This is a genomic window from Rhizobium favelukesii (assembly GCF_000577275.2).
GTDB classification, from domain to species: Bacteria; Pseudomonadota; Alphaproteobacteria; order Rhizobiales; family Rhizobiaceae; genus Rhizobium; species Rhizobium favelukesii.
Genome location: NZ_HG916852.1, coordinates 924403 through 939231 on the forward strand (window position 1 = coordinate 924403; position 14829 = coordinate 939231).

At 62.9% G+C, this 14829-nt stretch carries 15 protein-coding genes; 10 read left to right on the plus strand and 5 right to left on the minus strand.

The window, feature by feature from the left end:
* Nucleotides 1–9 precede the first annotated feature (9 nt).
* Nucleotides 10–639: a hypothetical protein gene (locus LPU83_RS42965; protein WP_024314336.1), complete on the plus strand. Its 630-nt coding sequence runs from the start codon at nucleotides 10–12 to the stop codon at nucleotides 637–639.
* 18 nt (nucleotides 640–657) lie between these two features.
* Here LPU83_RS42965 and LPU83_RS42970 read toward each other — a convergent pair whose 3' ends face one another.
* Together LPU83_RS42970 and LPU83_RS42975 are read right to left on the minus strand one after the other, a co-directional pair.
* Nucleotides 658–960, minus strand: a complete 303-nt coding sequence (locus LPU83_RS42970; RefSeq protein WP_024314335.1) for a hypothetical protein — start codon at nucleotides 958–960, stop codon at nucleotides 658–660.
* Nucleotides 950–1387 carry a nucleoside deaminase gene (locus LPU83_RS42975; protein ID WP_024314334.1) on the minus strand — a complete coding sequence of 146 codons (438 nt, stop codon included), beginning with the start codon at nucleotides 1385–1387 and terminating at the stop codon, nucleotides 950–952. The genes LPU83_RS42970 and LPU83_RS42975 overlap by 11 nt, the downstream gene beginning before the upstream one ends.
* Before the next feature lie 90 nt (nucleotides 1388–1477).
* Here LPU83_RS42975 and LPU83_RS42980 point away from each other — a divergent pair, with 90 nt between their 5' ends.
* From LPU83_RS42980 to LPU83_RS42990, 3 genes are read left to right on the plus strand one after another with little or no spacing between them, the layout of a single operon-like run.
* A complete protein-coding gene (locus tag LPU83_RS42980; RefSeq protein ID WP_024314333.1) occupies nucleotides 1478–3379 on the plus strand; it encodes a pseudouridine synthase in 1902 nt (633 codons plus the stop codon).
* Nucleotides 3360–3920, plus strand: coding sequence for a 16S rRNA (guanine(966)-N(2))-methyltransferase RsmD (gene rsmD, locus LPU83_RS42985; RefSeq protein ID WP_024314332.1), 561 nt, complete (start codon nucleotides 3360–3362; stop codon nucleotides 3918–3920). Before LPU83_RS42980 ends, rsmD begins: the two co-directional genes overlap by 20 nt.
* Before the next feature lie 23 nt (nucleotides 3921–3943).
* Entirely contained in the window at nucleotides 3944–4840 is an 897-nt protein-coding gene (locus LPU83_RS42990; RefSeq protein WP_024314331.1) for a patatin-like phospholipase family protein, read from the plus strand.
* Nucleotides 4841–4887: 47 nt separating this feature from the next.
* Here LPU83_RS42990 and LPU83_RS42995 read toward each other — a convergent pair whose 3' ends face one another.
* Complete coding sequence (locus LPU83_RS42995) at nucleotides 4888–6696, minus strand: monovalent cation:proton antiporter-2 (CPA2) family protein (RefSeq protein WP_037070199.1); 1809 nt, start codon at nucleotides 6694–6696, stop codon at nucleotides 4888–4890.
* A gap of 118 nt (nucleotides 6697–6814) precedes the next feature.
* Between LPU83_RS42995 and LPU83_RS43000 the strand changes: the two genes are divergently transcribed.
* The 6 genes from LPU83_RS43000 to lpxK all read left to right on the plus strand — a co-directional run bounded on the left by LPU83_RS43000 (nucleotide 6815) and on the right by lpxK (nucleotide 12623).
* Nucleotides 6815–8161 carry a TldD/PmbA family protein gene (locus tag LPU83_RS43000; RefSeq protein ID WP_024314330.1) on the plus strand — a complete coding sequence of 449 codons (1347 nt, stop codon included), beginning with the start codon at nucleotides 6815–6817 and terminating at the stop codon, nucleotides 8159–8161.
* Nucleotides 8162–8178: 17 nt separating this feature from the next.
* Nucleotides 8179–8988, plus strand: a complete 810-nt coding sequence (locus LPU83_RS43005; RefSeq protein ID WP_024314329.1) for a 3'(2'),5'-bisphosphate nucleotidase CysQ — start codon at nucleotides 8179–8181, stop codon at nucleotides 8986–8988.
* Nucleotides 8989–9049: 61 nt separating this feature from the next.
* Nucleotides 9050–9295 (plus strand): DUF4170 domain-containing protein, encoded by a 246-nt coding sequence (locus LPU83_RS43010; RefSeq protein ID WP_024314328.1) that lies wholly within the window; start codon nucleotides 9050–9052, stop codon nucleotides 9293–9295.
* Nucleotides 9296–9429: 134 nt separating this feature from the next.
* A complete protein-coding gene (waaA, locus tag LPU83_RS43015; RefSeq protein WP_024314327.1) occupies nucleotides 9430–10749 on the plus strand; it encodes a lipid IV(A) 3-deoxy-D-manno-octulosonic acid transferase in 1320 nt (439 codons plus the stop codon).
* A gap of 13 nt (nucleotides 10750–10762) precedes the next feature.
* Nucleotides 10763–11476, plus strand: coding sequence for an HAD family hydrolase (locus LPU83_RS43020; protein WP_024314326.1), 714 nt, complete (start codon nucleotides 10763–10765; stop codon nucleotides 11474–11476).
* Between the two features lie 106 nt (nucleotides 11477–11582).
* The gene (lpxK, locus tag LPU83_RS43025) at nucleotides 11583–12623 is read left to right on the plus strand and encodes a tetraacyldisaccharide 4'-kinase (protein WP_024314325.1); all 1041 of its coding nucleotides are present in this window, start codon (nucleotides 11583–11585) and stop codon (nucleotides 12621–12623) included.
* A 51-nt stretch (nucleotides 12624–12674) separates the two neighbouring features.
* Here lpxK and LPU83_RS43030 read toward each other — a convergent pair whose 3' ends face one another.
* Together LPU83_RS43030 and mutL are read right to left on the minus strand one after the other, a co-directional pair.
* Nucleotides 12675–12905 (minus strand): DUF2093 domain-containing protein, encoded by a 231-nt coding sequence (locus LPU83_RS43030; protein WP_007799169.1) that lies wholly within the window; start codon nucleotides 12903–12905, stop codon nucleotides 12675–12677.
* 68 nt (nucleotides 12906–12973) lie between these two features.
* A complete protein-coding gene (gene mutL, locus LPU83_RS43035) occupies nucleotides 12974–14785 on the minus strand; it encodes a DNA mismatch repair endonuclease MutL (RefSeq protein ID WP_024314324.1) in 1812 nt (603 codons plus the stop codon).
* Nucleotides 14786–14829: the final 44 nt, after the last annotated feature.

Consider the following 14829-nt stretch of genomic DNA (forward strand, 5'->3'; position numbering starts at 1 on the left):
AGGGTTTTCATGTTTTCAACGCGTTGGTTCCGTGTCGGCGTCTGCCTGACGGTTGCTGTGGCAGGCGGCTCGATGATCACCGGCTGCATGGGGAGCCCCCGCTACGGAACGGACAAGACCGCAATGGAGCAGTTGACCGACGATCTTGGTCAGTCCGTTTCCCTGACCGGCGACGGACCGAAGAACAAGGGCGTCAAGTACAGCGCGCGCCCGGGCCTCGTTCTGCCGTCTGACACCGCCAAGGAAGCTCTCGTCGAGCCGCAGCAGAGCATCGCCAGCAAGGAAAATCCGCAGTGGATCGAATCCCCGGAAGAAACCCGCGCGCGTCTCGTCAAGGAAGCTGACGAAAACAGCGACAACCCGGGCTACCGCTCGCCGCTCGCAAGCAACCAGGTCGAGGGAGGCCGAGGCACGACCGAAGCCCAGACCAAGGCCTATCGCGAAGCCCGCGCCATCCAGAAGGGCGCCTATATCGATCAGCGCCGCTACATCTCGGATCCGCCGACCGAGTATCGTCAGGTCGATGATGCCACGAAGCTGGACGATCTCGGCGAACCGGAGCTGAAGAAGCAGAAGAAGCGGAAGAAGGAAGCTGCGATTGCCGGTTCCGGCAAGCAGTGGTGGAACCTCCTTCAGTAGAGTTTCGAGCGGGGCCCATCAGCCCCGCTTTGCTTTTGACCACCTGTCAACCGGCAAGACGTGTAGGATCTGGCAGGCGAGGAAGATCCCGCCCGCCAAGCCGAGGGCTGACGGATCGATCGTTCCGCTTGATGGCATCGCCGCAAGAGCAAGTATCGGTATGAAGGTAAAGGCGAGCAGCCGAGGCGCCGACCAGTTTCCATTTACCGTAAGCGACCATCGCATCGGGATCGATCCGCTATCGGGGGCGATCTTCCGATGGGCATAGATGGCGACGGCGACCATGAGAACGAATTCGCCGGTGAGCACGTCATGGCACATCCCGTTTTCGCGCGAAGAACGTGCGCAGGATATCGGCGGATGTCGTCTCCTGCAAACCGGAATACACGTCCGGCGCGTGATGGCATGTCGGTTGCGTGTAGAAGCGTACGCCGTTGTCGACGGCCCCGCCCTTCGGGTCCTCCGCACCGTAGTAGAGCCTGCGAATGCGGGCGAAGGAAATGGCCGCGGCACACATCGTGCACGGCTCCAGCGTCACATAGAGATCGGCGCCGGTCAGGCGCTCTTGGCCAAGCTCGTCGCAAGCCATGCGAATGACGGCGACTTCGGCATGCGCGGTCACATCGTTGAGCTCGCGCGTACGATTGCCGGATGCCGCGATCACGGCCCCGTCAATCACCAGAACCGCTCCGATCGGCACCTCGCCGCGCTCTCCGGCGGCGCGGGCCTGGTCGAGCGCCAGCTCCATAAATTGATTTGTCTTCACGATCCGACAATTTCCACTTAACCGCAGGGGCGCGACCTGATAGGAAGGCCCGAAAAGGCAGGCAAACAACAAATGACATTCAAAGACAAGCCAAAACGGCCGGGCGGCAAGCCATCTCCGCGCAATGCCGGCCCGAAATCCGGCGAAAAGCCGGCAAAGGCGCTCGTCAAGACCGAGGCGAGCGACGTTGCCGAGGGCGACTCCAAGGCCGAGCGCATCTCGAAAGTGATGGCGCGCGCTGGCGTTGCATCCCGCCGCGACATCGAGCGCATGATCATGGACGGCCGCGTCAAGCTGAACGGCAAGCTCCTCGACAGCCCGGTCGTCAACGTGACGCTGGCAGACAAGATCGAAGTGGACGGCGTTCCGATCCGCGGAATCGAGCGCACGAGGCTGTGGCTCTATCACAAGCCCGCCGGCCTCGTGACCACGAATGTGGACCCGGAAGGGCGCCCCACGGTTTTCGACAATCTGCCGGACGACCTGCCGCGCGTCATGTCGATCGGTCGCCTCGACATCAACACCGAAGGCCTGCTGCTGCTGACCAACGATGGCGGCCTGGCCCGCGCGCTGGAATTGCCGACGACAGGCTGGCTGCGCCGCTACCGCGTGCGCGCCCACGGCGAGATCGATCAGGAGGCTTTGGACAAGCTCAAGGACGGCATTGCCGTCGATGGTGTCCTCTACGGCTCGATCGAAGCAACGCTCGATCGCACTCAAGGGTCGAATGTCTGGCTCACGATGGGCCTGCGCGAAGGCAAGAACCGCGAAATCAAAAACGTGTTGGGTGCACTCGGTCTCGACGTCAATCGTCTGATCCGCATCTCTTACGGCCCCTTCCAGCTCGGCGACCTGCCGGAGCGGGATGTGGTCGAAGTCCGCGGACGCACCTTGCGCGACCAGCTCGGCCCACGCCTGATCGAGGATGCGAAGGCTAATTTCGACGCGCCGATCTACAACTCGCCGGCCGTTGCCGCCGACGAGGAGGTCGAAGCGAAGCCGGAGCGACGCGAGCGCTCGTGGAAGCCGGAAGACAAGCGCGAGCGTGCACTGAGCCGCCTCGACACCAAGCGTGACGACCGCCGCGATGACCGCCGCGACGGCGGCCGCAAGGAAGATGACCGCCCGAAGCGCCCTGCGCTCGGCAGCCGCCGCAATGCGAATGTCTGGATGGCTCCCGGCGCGCGCCCGCTTGGCGAAAAGGCAGCCGCCAAGGCCGAAAAGAACGCCCAGACCGCGCTTAGGCGCGGCGAGAAGCCCGGCCGCTCCAAGCCGCAGCCGACCCGCTACGACGACACCGGTCCGCGCGTCCAGATCAACCGCGCCCGCGATGACGAAGGGGAGTGGATCCGTTCCAGCGAAGTGACGAGCAAGGATGAAGGCGGCCGCAAGCGCTCTGGCAACCGTCCCGGCGGCGACCGCACGGAGCGTGGTGACAGATCTTATGGCGACCGTCCTCCCCGTGGTGACAGGCCAGCCGGTGATCGCCCCTCGCGAGGCGACCGTCCGTTCGGCGATGGGCCCCGCGGTGATCGCAAGCCGCGCGAAGAAGGGGCCGAACGCCCGCGCTCCTACGGCGACCGTCCGGCGCGCAGTGACCGACCTTACGGTGACCGCCCAGCGCGCAGCGATAGGCCATCCGGCGATCGTCCTGCACGGGGTGACCGCCCGTTCGGTGCAAAGCCTCGCGCAGACCGCAAGCCGCGCGGCGATCGCCGGCCACGTGCAGAGGGGGACGAGCGTCCGCGCACCAAAAGCTTCTCCGGCGAAACGCGGTCCGAGCGTCCAGCTGGTGACCGACCCTTTGGCGATAAGCCGCGCGGCAAGAGCTTCGGCGGCAAGCCCGGCGGCGGCAAGAATTTCTCCGGCAAGCCCAAGGGCGACAGGCCGGGCGGCGGCAAGCCTTCCGGCGGGCCGTCGCGGGGTGGACCGAAGGGAAAGGGAATGACGCGCGGTGCGGATCGTCGGCGGTGAGTTTCGCGGACGGCCGCTTGCCGTACCGAAGTCAAACGACATCCGGCCGACTGCCGACCGGACGCGTGAGAGCCTGTTCAACATTCTAAGCCACGCCTATCCGGAATGCGTCGATGGCACCCGGATACTGGATCTTTTTGCCGGTACGGGCGCCGTCGGCCTGGAAGCCGTTTCTCGCGGCTGTCGCCACGCGCTGTTCGTTGAAAACAGTGTCGAGGGCAGGGGGCTCCTCTGGGAAAACATCGATGCGCTCGGCTTGCATGGTAGGACCCGCATCCTGAGGCGCGATGCGACCGATCTTGGCAGCGTCGGCAACCTCGAGCCTTTCCAGATGCTATTTGCCGACCCGCCTTACGGTAGGGGTCTTGGCGAAAAGGCGATGGCAGCCGCCGCCAAGGGCGGCTGGTTGCAACCGGGTGCGATTGCGGTTCTTGAAGAACGCGCGGATGTTGCTGTTTCGGTCGACCCTTCCTATCTGTTTCTGGAAAACCGGACGTTCGGCGATACCAAGGTTCATTTCTTCCGCTATCAGCCTGAGTAAGGCCGCGGAAATCGGGGGCAGCGGTGCAGCAGGCAGAGAAGATCGAAACCGAGTTGCCTGCCCCCTGCGAGACGTCACGGCGACAGACGCCAACTGTCGCGGTTGCCTTCGGCGGCGGCGGCGCGCGGGGCCTGTCCCACATCCACATCATCGAAACGCTGGATGAGCTCGGCATTCGCCCCGTGGCGATTGCCGGTTCCTCGATCGGCTCGATCATGGGAGCGGGAATGGCGGCCGGAATGACGGGCGAAGCCATTCGTGAGCATGTCATGATGACGGTCGGCAACAAGGCCGCGGTGGTCAGTCGCCTGTGGGGCTTGCGTCCGCAGACAGTGCGCGATGCCGTCGCCAATGGCGTGCGCATCGGCCAGTTCAATCTCGAGCGTATCTTGAAAGCCTTCCTGCCCGCCGATTTGCCGGATCGCTTCGAGGATCTGCCGATCCCGATGACCGTGACCGCGACCGACTATTACGGTCAGTGCGAGGTGCTGACGAGCGAGGGCGCGCTGTTCCCGGCGCTGGCCGCTTCCTCGGCCATTCCCGCCGTGTTCATGCCGGTACGGTTGCACGGCCGCGTGATGATCGATGGTGGCATCAGCAATCCCGTGCCTTACGAATGCCTGATGGATCGCGCCGACATTGTCATCGGCATCGACGTCGTCGGTGCGCCAGAAGGCGACGGGACCCACATTCCAAACCGAATGGAGAGCATCTTCGGCTCCGGCCAGTTGATGATGCAGACCGCGATCTCGCTGAAACTGCGGTTGCAGGCGCCGCATATCTTCCTGCGCCCCGCGGTCGGGCGCATCGGTGTAATGGACTTCCTCAAGGCGCGCGCGGTCCTGTCCATGTCGGTCGGCATCAAGGACGAACTCAAATTCGCGCTCGATCGCGAGATCGAAGCGCGCATCACGTCTTAGAGCGGGATGCCGAAACGTGTGAGCGGTCTTTCGGCTGAAATCCTGATCTACGCATCGGCGGTTACCTCTGCCGTGCCCGCCAACGGATCCTCGTCGAAGTTCGCGGCGCGCTTTGGTTTGACGAGAGGTTCGGGTCGAACCGGCTTGGAGAAAAGCATGTCGCGACCGGCCTGCAGTCCTTCCGAGACCTGAAGCACAAGGCGCTGCTCGTCGCGCTTGCGGATATCCTCGCCGATTTCATAAGCGTCCGCTTCGCTGACGCCCAATGCCTCGAGCGTTCGCCGGCCGAAGAGCAGACCGGACTCCAGTGTTTCGCGCAGTTCATAGTCGACGTTGAGGTTGCGCAGCGCGATCGAATGGATGCGGTCATAGGAGCGCACGAAGATCTTGGCGTGTGGATAGTCCGCCTGCACCAGTTCGATGATCTTGTCGGTGATCTCGCGCTTCTGCGTGCTCACGACGACGATCTTCGCACGATCGATGCCGGCCGCCCTCAGCACGTCCTTGCGGGTGCCATCGCCAAAATAAATCCGGAAGCCAAAGGACGAAGCCTGCCGGATGCGATCGGCTGAAAAGTCGATGACGGTCACGTCGCGACCGCCCGCAAGCAGGATCTGAGCGGCGATCTGCCCGAAACGCGAGAAGCCGACCATCAGCACGTCGGCGCCCGCTCCCTCGAAATCCTCATCCAGCGTTTCCTGCTCTTTGCCCGACAACAGCCGCTTGGCCAGCATCGTTCCGATCGGGGTGAGCGCCATGGAAAGAGTGACGATCGCAATCAGCAGCGAGGCCGTGCTCGTTGGCATCAGGCCCGCAATACCGGCGGCCGAAAACAGGACGAAGCCGAATTCGCCGCCTTGCGGCAGTAGGAAAGCGATGCGAATGGCGTCGTCATGAGGCGAGCCGGTTGCGCGGCAGAGAAAGTAGATAACCAGCGCCTTCGCGGCCATGACGACCGGTACGGCGACGATGATGAAGAGCGCGTTGTCGCGCAGCACCTGCAGCTCGATCGACAACCCCACCGCAATGAAGAAGATAGCGAGTAACACGCCGCGGAAGGGCTCGATATCGGCTTCCAGTTCGTGCCGATACGAGGACTCGGCCAGCATCACGCCGGAAAGAAAGGCGCCCATCGCCATCGAAAGTCCGGCAAGTTGCATCAGACTTGCCGACCCCATCACCACGAAAAGGGCAGCGGCGATCATTGCCTCGCGGGCCCCCGTACGGGCAATGATCTGAAAGAGCGGGGTGAGCAGATAGCGCCCCATGACGATCATCGCGGCAACGGCGGCGATCGCAATCGCGAAGTCCAGCAAAGGCGTTCCGCTGCTTTTGCCGCCGTCGAGGATGCTGACAAGGGCAAGCAATGGTACGATCGCAAGATCCTGGAACAGCAGCATCGAGAACGAACGCTGCCCGTAACGGGTATTCACGTCGCCTTCATCCTCGAGAATCTGCATGGCAAACGCGGTGGAGGAGAGTGCAAGCCCGAAACCTGCGACGATGCTGCCGCGCCAGTCGAGAACGCCGGAGAGATAGGTCAGCAGCGTTAGCAACAGGCCTGTCGTCACCACCTGGGCGGTTCCGAGCCCGAAAATGTCGCGTCGCATCTGCCAGAGACGCGTAGGTTTCAGCTCCAGTCCGATGATGAACAGCAGGAAGACGACGCCGAGTTCGGCAACGTCCAAGATTTGCTCGCCATCCGTCAGCCCGTGGAAGATCGGGCCGATCACGACGCCGGCGGCCAGATAGCCGAGCACTGTGCCGAGCCCGAGGCGCTTGAAGATCGGCGCTGAAACGACGGCGCCACCGAGCAGCAGGATAGTCTCTGTAAAAAGAGTGTTGGGCTCTGACATGCGGCGAGTTTCTTTCAACGCGGGGAGGCATTCAAGCGGCGGGCAAAAGAATCGGCGCACGCGGCCTTGATGCTTTTCGTAGTGCACAATAAATGGAACGCGAAGGAAAGGCCAAATCATGTCCTCAGAAATCGACTCCTCGACGCTTCTTTCCCGCGCCAGCCAACTGATCGACCTGGCAAAGAAGGCTGGTGCCGACGCCGCAGATGCGGTGGTCGTGCGCTCACGATCGCAATCGGTCAGCGTGCGCCTCGGCAAGGTCGACGGCACGGAATCGTCCGAAAGCGACGATTTCTCCCTGCGCGTCTTCATCGGCAAGCGCGTTGCAAGCGTGTCCGCAAATCCCGGCTTCGATCTCTCCGCTCTCGCCGAACGCGCCGTGGCGATGGCCAAGGTGTCGCCGGAAGACCCGTTCGCCGGCCTGGCGGATGCGGACAAGCTCGCGAAGTCCTATGCGGACCTTGAGCTTCTCGATACGACCGAGGTCTCCTCCGATCAATTGCGCGACGCCGCCCTTGAGGCGGAAGCTGCGGCACTTGCGGTCAAGGGCGTGACCAATTCGTCCGGTGCCGGGGCTTCTGCCGGCACGGGCGGCCTTGTGCTCGTTACCTCCCACGGTTTCGAAGGCAGCTATATGGCCTCGCGCTTCGGCCGATCCGTCAGCGTTATCGCTGGCGAAGGCACGGCCATGGAGCGTGACTATGATTTCGACAGCCGCATCTATTTCGGCGAGCTGGATGATGCCGCGGAGATCGGCCGCAGAGCAGGTGAGCGCACGGTCAAGCGCATCAACCCGCGCCAGGTGGATACGGGCAAAGATGTCACGGTTGTTTTCGATCCGCGGGTTGCGCGCGGCTTTGTCGGACACATTGCCGGGGCCATCAACGGCGCTTCCGTCGCGCGCAAGACGAGCTTCCTGCGCGACAAGATGGGCCAGCTGGTCTTGAAAGCGGGGCTTTCGATCTCGGACGATCCGCTTATCGTCCGGGGCCCGTCGTCGCGACCATTCGACGGCGAAGGCGTATCCGGTGAACGATTGTTGATGATCGAGGACGGTATCCTCAAGCACTGGTTCCTTTCCACTTCGACTGCCCGCGAGATCGGAATGGAAACCAACGGCCGCGGCGTGCGCGGCGGCAATTCAGTGACGCCATCGGCGACGAACCTTGCTCTCGAGCCAGGCGACATCTCCCCGGAGGACTTGATCCGCAGTGTCGGCAGCGGCTTCTACGTGACCGAGTTGATCGGTCAGGGAGTCAACATGATCACTGGTGAATACAGCCGCGGTGCAACCGGCTTCTGGATCGAGAATGGCGAACTGACCTTTGCCGTGTCTGAGGTGACGATCGCTTCGAACCTCAAGGACATGTTCATGCGGGTTACGCCTGCAAACGACATCGACCGCAAGTTCGGTGTCGCCGCTCCGACGCTTGCGATCGAAGGAATGACGCTCGCCGGGCGCTGATGGATTGGATTGCCGAAATGACTGACGAGGACACAGCCCTCTGGCGGAGCGATCTGGGACTGATCGCAGATGCTGCCAGGCAAGCCGGCGATGTCGCACTCGGTTACTTCAATCAATCGCCGGAAGTCTGGTGGAAGAACGAGGGGCGATCGCCCGTCAGCGCCGCCGATTTCGCAGCCAATCAGAAGCTCGAATCCATCCTCCGTGCAGCCCGGCCGGATTATGGTTGGCTCTCCGAAGAAACCGATGACGATGGCGATCGCCTGTCACGGGAAACACTCTTCATCATTGATCCGATCGATGGCACGCGGGCATTCCTGGCCGGCCAGGATCTATGGTGCGTCAGTGTCGCGGTGGTGCGCCATGGCCGGCCTGTCGCCGGAGTTCTCTACGCTCCGGCTTTGGAAGAATTTTATGAGGCGGTCGAAGGTGGCGTGGCGTTGAAGAACGGTCGACCGATAACCGTATCGACAACACCGCTTGATGCACCGGGGCGCTTTGCGATCGCCGAAGACGTGCTCAAGGCATTTCCGGAAGCGCTCAAGCATCGTATCGAGCGCGTCAGGCACGTACCGTCCTTGGCGTATCGCATCGCCATGGTTGCCGACGGGCAGATCGACGGAACCTTCGTCAAGCACAATTCACACGATTGGGATCTCGCCGCCGCCGATTTGATCTTGGAGCGCGCCGGCGGCCGGCTTGTCGACCTCCAGGGTGAGGCGCCGCTCTATAACCGCATTCAGGTCAGCCACGGCGAACTCTGCGCCGCCACCGCCCCGCGACTCGCCGATCTCTTGAGGGGGATCGGTGAACGACGAGGCAGTTGACGTTTCCGTCAAAATCCCTCAGATGAAGCGGCGGAGGAGAATAGAGCAGAAAGAGAAGAAAATGACGGAATCCGGCGGCAAAAAGCAGCTCTTGCATCTCGTGTTCGGCGGCGAACTGGAAAGCTTGGACGAAGTTCAGTTCCGCGATCTGAAGGACCTCGATATCGTCGGCATTTTTCCGGACTATGCCAGCGCACTGACGGCCTGGAAGGCCAAGGCGCAGTCGACCGTGGATAACGCGCACATGCGCTACTTCATCGTCCACATGCACCGTTTGCTGGACCCGGAAAGCAAGTCTGCGCAGTAACCTGGTGGCGGCTCATCGAGAGCCGCGAACCGACCGACTGCCTGACGCATTCTGGACAAACTGATCGGCCATTGCGGCCGCAACAATAATTGGGAATGGGTGATGTCGATCATTTGTGATCGGAGAATTGGCAGATGAGCGGTCGCATGGCGCGTTTTGCGCTGGGCGCCTATCAGGCAACGGGAACGTTGCTGACGCCGTTCGTCGGGGGATACCTCGCCTATCGAGCGGCCAAGGGCAAGGAAGACCATGCGCGCCGGCTGGAGCGCTCAGGCTACGCCAGCGCCGACCGCCCGGCCGGACCGCTGGTCTGGTTTCATGCCGCAAGCGTCGGTGAAACGAACGCCGTCATTCCGCTGATCCGGGAAATTCGCCGCCGCGACATCCACGTCATTCTGACGACGGGAACGATCACCTCCGCCAAGTTGGCCGCTGAGCGTATCGGCAACGACGCGATCCACCAGTATGTGCCGCTCGACCTGAAGCCGGCCGTCAGCCGCTTCCTCGAATACTGGCAGCCGGACTGCGCGCTGATCGCCGAATCCGAAATTTGGCCAGCGACCCTGATGGAACTCGGCCGCCGCCGTATCCCGCAGATACTCGTCAACGCTCGCATGTCCGATCGCTCCTTCGAGCGATGGGGCAGGCGTCCGGCACTTGCCGAGGCCTTGTTCGAAAACCTTGCGCTCGTCATTGCGCAGTCAGATGTCGACGCCGAGCGCTTCCGCGATCTTGGCGCGCGCCACGTCATGATGTCGGGCAATCTCAAGGTCGATACCGACGCTCCGCCTTATGATGCTGAAGTATTCGCCGACTACAAGAAGCAGCTCGGCGGCCGCAAGACCTGGGCGGCAATCTCCACCTTCGACGGTGAGGAAAAGGCCGCAGGCATCGTTCATCGGGCGCTGAAGGAACGAAATGGGCAATTGACGATCATCGTTCCCCGCCATCCGGAGCGCGCCGAGGAGATTGAAGCCGAGCTCGTCAAGCTGGGTCTCAAGGTGGCCCGCCGCACCCGCGGCGATGCGCTTGCGCCTGATGTCGATGTGTTCCTCGGAGATACGATCGGCGAAATGGGCCTCTACCTGCGCTTGACGGAGGTTGCCTTCGTCGGCCGTTCGCTTTTTGCCGAGGGTGGGCAAAATCCGCTGGAGCCGGCGATGCTGGGTTGCGCGGTCCTGTCGGGCAGCAATGTGCAGAATTTCCGAGAAGCCTATCAGAAGCTGGCGCGCCGTGGCAGCGCGCGCATGGTCCGCGATACGGAGATGCTCGCCAAGGGTGTCCATTATTTGCTCACCAACGACGACGCACGCCGCAACATGATCGAGGCCGGGATCGGCGCCGTGCAAGAAATGCGTGGCGCGCTGACAGCGACGGTCAAGGGCCTTGAGCCCTATATCAATCCGCTGACGGTGAAGGCGAGGCTGTTGCCGAAGGCGGCTGTGCAGCGCTGAGGGCGGGGCGGACATGAAAGCGATCAAAGGGATTCTCTTCGACAAGGACGGCACGCTTCTCGACTACGACGAGAGCTGGCTGCCGGTAAACCGCGAACTGGCGCGCATCGCTTCAGAAGGCGATCCCGAACTTGCGGACCGGCTGCTCCTGGCTTGCGGGATGGATCCGGTCACTGGCCACATCGTCCCCGACAGCCTGCTTGCTGCCGGCAACACGCGTCAGATTTCGGAAGGGTTGATCGCTGCCGGTTCGAAGCTCGACGCAATAGAGCTCACGATCAAGCTGGACGATCTCTTTTCTCACGCCGCCGAGTTTTCCGTCGCGGTCACCGATCTTGCCGCTTTTTTTGGTCGCCTGCATGCGCGTGGCTTTCGCCTTGGCGTTGCCTCGAGCGACAACGAGCGCTCGATCAGGCAGACCGCCCAGCGTTTTGGTTTTGCGCCGTTCATCGATTACGTGGCCGGATACGACAGTGGCTTCGGCACCAAGCCGGAGCCGGGCATGGTGCTTGGTTTCTGCGCGGCGACCGACCTTGACCCCTCCGCGGTCGCCGTCGTCGGTGACAACAACCACGATCTGCATATGGGCCGCAACGCCAAGGTCGGCGTCACCGTGGCCGTGCTGACGGGCACCGGCTCGCGCGAATCGCTCGCCGCCGCATCCGACTACTGTCTAAACGACATCACCGAGCTCGAAGGCTTGCTGCCCGATCTTCAGCCTGCCTGATGGACCAAGGGCTTGCTTTTTCTTGAAAATTACCTTCTCTTTCCGCCCGGTCGAGGACGTAGCCCGTCAGCATGATGCTCGGGGTCCGAAAGGCAGGACGGGGAAAATGGTATCCGAAGCGCCACCCTTCTGGTGGTCGAAAGCCGATTGGCGTGCCTGGACGCTTTATCCGATTTCCTTCCTGTATGGGCGCATTGCCGGCTATCGCATGGCCAACGCCAAGCGCGCCTCAGTTCCGGTGCCCGTCATCTGCGTCGGCAATTTCACCGTCGGCGGTGCTGGCAAGACGCCGACGGCGCTGACCATCGCCCGCGCGGCAAAGGCGAAAGGGCTGAACCCCGGTTTCCTGAGCCGCGGCTATGGCGGTTCGCTCGACGTCACAACGGTCGTCGATCCGGCGCATCACCGTGCACTAGCGGTCGGTGACGAACCCCTGCTGCTTGCCCGCGAAGCTCTGACCGTGATCTCCCGCCGCCGCGTGGAAGGCGCCCAGCGCCTCGTCAAGGAGGGTGCGGACCTGATCATCATGGATGATGGCTTCCAAAGTGCGCGGCTGGCGATCGACTACGCGCTGTTGGTCATCGATGCGACGCGCGGGCTGGGCAACGGCCACATCGTTCCGGGCGGCCCTGTGCGCGCGCCCATCCGCCAGCAGTTGCGCTATGCCACGGCGCTCCTCAAGGTTGGCGTGGGCGAGGCCGCCGACAACATCGTTCGGATCGCCGCGCGCGCCGCCAAGCCGTATTTTACGGCCTCGCTGAACGTTTGCGACAGCGCCGATCTCTCAGGCCGCAGCGTGCTGGCCTTCGCAGGTATTGCCGATCCGTCGAAATTCTTCCGCACGGCCGAATCCGTCGGCGCGCAGATCGTCGCTCGCCGCTCGTTCGGCGATCACGAGCATCTGACTGATGATGAGATCGACGACATACTTTCAACGGCAGAACGCGATGGCCTTCAGATCGTTACGACCGCAAAGGATTTCGTTCGCCTCGCCGGCCATCATGGCAAAGCCGCGGAGCTTGCTTCAAAATGCCGGGTGATCGAGGTGGAGATGGCGTTCGCGGACACCCTGGCGCCAGGGCTTATCATCGACCGGGCGATCAACGCATGCCGCGACCGGCGTTTGAGGGAAGGGCGGAAGGCCTAAACAGCATGTCTTTTCGAAGGCGTGGCAAGCGAATCTGCCGCCGCGCTGCGCTCAACGCTTCTGGTTGGGCAAAACGCCAGCGCGCTTGTCTGCCTCCAGCGAAGCCACGGCATCGGCATAGGGTTCCTGGCGCGCGACACTCCAGTAGCGCAGTTCATCAAGCGGGATCTGCCTGCCGGTAATCGCGCAGACGACGTAGGAGCCCGGCGACAGGATCTGAAAATCCGCATCGAGATAGCGTATCTGCGCTTCGCGGTTTCCATTCCCTTCGAACAAATTCATGCGCTCCGTTTCCTTACAGGCTGTCACATCCCTGCCATAACGCGCCGCCGCGGCCTTTTCCAGCTTTTTCAACTGCGGCCGAACAACCGCTCGATATCCGAAAGCTTGAGCTCAATATAAGTCGGGCGTCCGTGATTGCACTGTCCGGAACCGGGGGTGACTTCCATCTGGCGCAGAAGCGCGTTCATTTCTTCCGGGCGCAGTCGCCGTCCTGAGCGCACGGATCCGTGGCAGGCCATGGTCGCGGCCACATATTCGAGCTTTGCCGACAGGCCGGAGGCCGTATCCCATTCGGCGATCTCGTCCGCCAACTGCCGGATGAGCCCCGTGGCGTCCACTTCGCCGAGCATGGCGGGTGTCTCGCGCACTGCGATCGCGCCTGGGCCGAAGCGTTCGATCGCCAGCCCCAGCTCGCCGAGCTCCGTGGCAAACTGCATCAGCCGATCGCAATCCTCTTCAGGCAGATCGACGATTTCAGGAATGAGAAGCACCTGCGAGACAAGCCGCTTCGAGTGCAGTGCCTTGCGCATCGCCTCGAACACCAGGCGTTCATGCGCAGCGTGCTGGTCGACGATGACGAGACCATCATCCGTCTGCGCCACAATGTAGTTTTCGTGGATCTGCGCCCGGGCGGCACCCAGCGGATAGCGCTGCGGCGGCTCTTCTGGCGCGGGCATTCTCGGAGGCGTCGCGGCGTCGCTGCGTGCGGTGGGCGTCGCCAGTCCGTCGAAGGAAGCCTGCGGGCGTTCCCCGAAGCCGCTGTTCGCGGCATGGTCAAATGGGCGCGAGGGGGATGTCGCGGCCGACCAGGGCTGTTGCGGCCGTTGGACGCCTGCGTGGAACCCGGGCCGGAAGGAACGCAGCATCCCGTCTGCGCCCGTTGTCGCTGCTCGACTGCCGCCACGTGCCAGCGCTTCGCGCACGGCCCCGACGATTAGGCCACGCACCAGTTGCGGGTCGCGGAAGCGCACGTCCGATTTGGCCGGATGCACGTTGACGTCGACAAGCACCGGATCGAGTGCGATCGACAGCACGGCGACCGGATAGCGGCCAGCCGGGATCGTCTCGGCATAGGCGCCGCGGATCGCCGACAGGATCAGCTTGTCCTGCACCGGGCGGCCGTTGACGAAGGCGTATTGGTGGGCCGAGTTGCCGCGGTTGAAGGTCGGTACGCCGGTAAAGCCGGTCAGCGATATGCCTTCCCGCTCGGCATCGATCTCGATGGCATTGTCGCGGAAGTCCTTGCCCAGGATCTGCGCCATGCGCGCCAGGTGGTCGTCGCCCGTCGCCGGTAATTCCAGCGTCGTGCGGTCAGTCCCGGAGAGCACGAAACGCACTCCTGGAAAGGCGATCGCCATGCGCTTGACGACTTCCGTGATCGCCGCAGCCTCTGCCTTCTCGGTCTTGAGGAATTTCAGGCGGGCGGGTGTGGCGAAGAAGAGATCGCGAACCTCGACGATCGTGCCCGGATTGCCGGGCGATGGTCGCAGATACGCAATCCTGCCGCCCTCAACGGCTATCTCGTTGCCACCTGCGCTGTCGCGGCGGCGGCTGGAAATGCTGAGCCGGGCCACCGAGCCGATCGATGGCAGCGCCTCGCCGCGAAAGCCGAGCGTGCGGATGTCGTTGAGCGTATCGGAGATCTTGGAGGTGCAGTGCCGCCGTACGGCAAGCTCCAGATCGGCAACATCCATGCCGGAGCCGTTGTCTGAAACCCGCAGCAGGCTCTTGCCGCCGCCGGATGTCGCAATCTCGATGCGCGTCGCCCCTGCGTCAAGGGCGTTTTCGATCAGTTCCTTGGCAGCGCTCGCCGGCCGCTCGATGACTTCGCCGGCGGCGATTTGGTTGATGAGGGTCTCTGAAAGCTGTCTGATGGCCATCGGCCTATTGTCTTGGATTCGCGGCGCCGAGGGAAGTGTGAAAG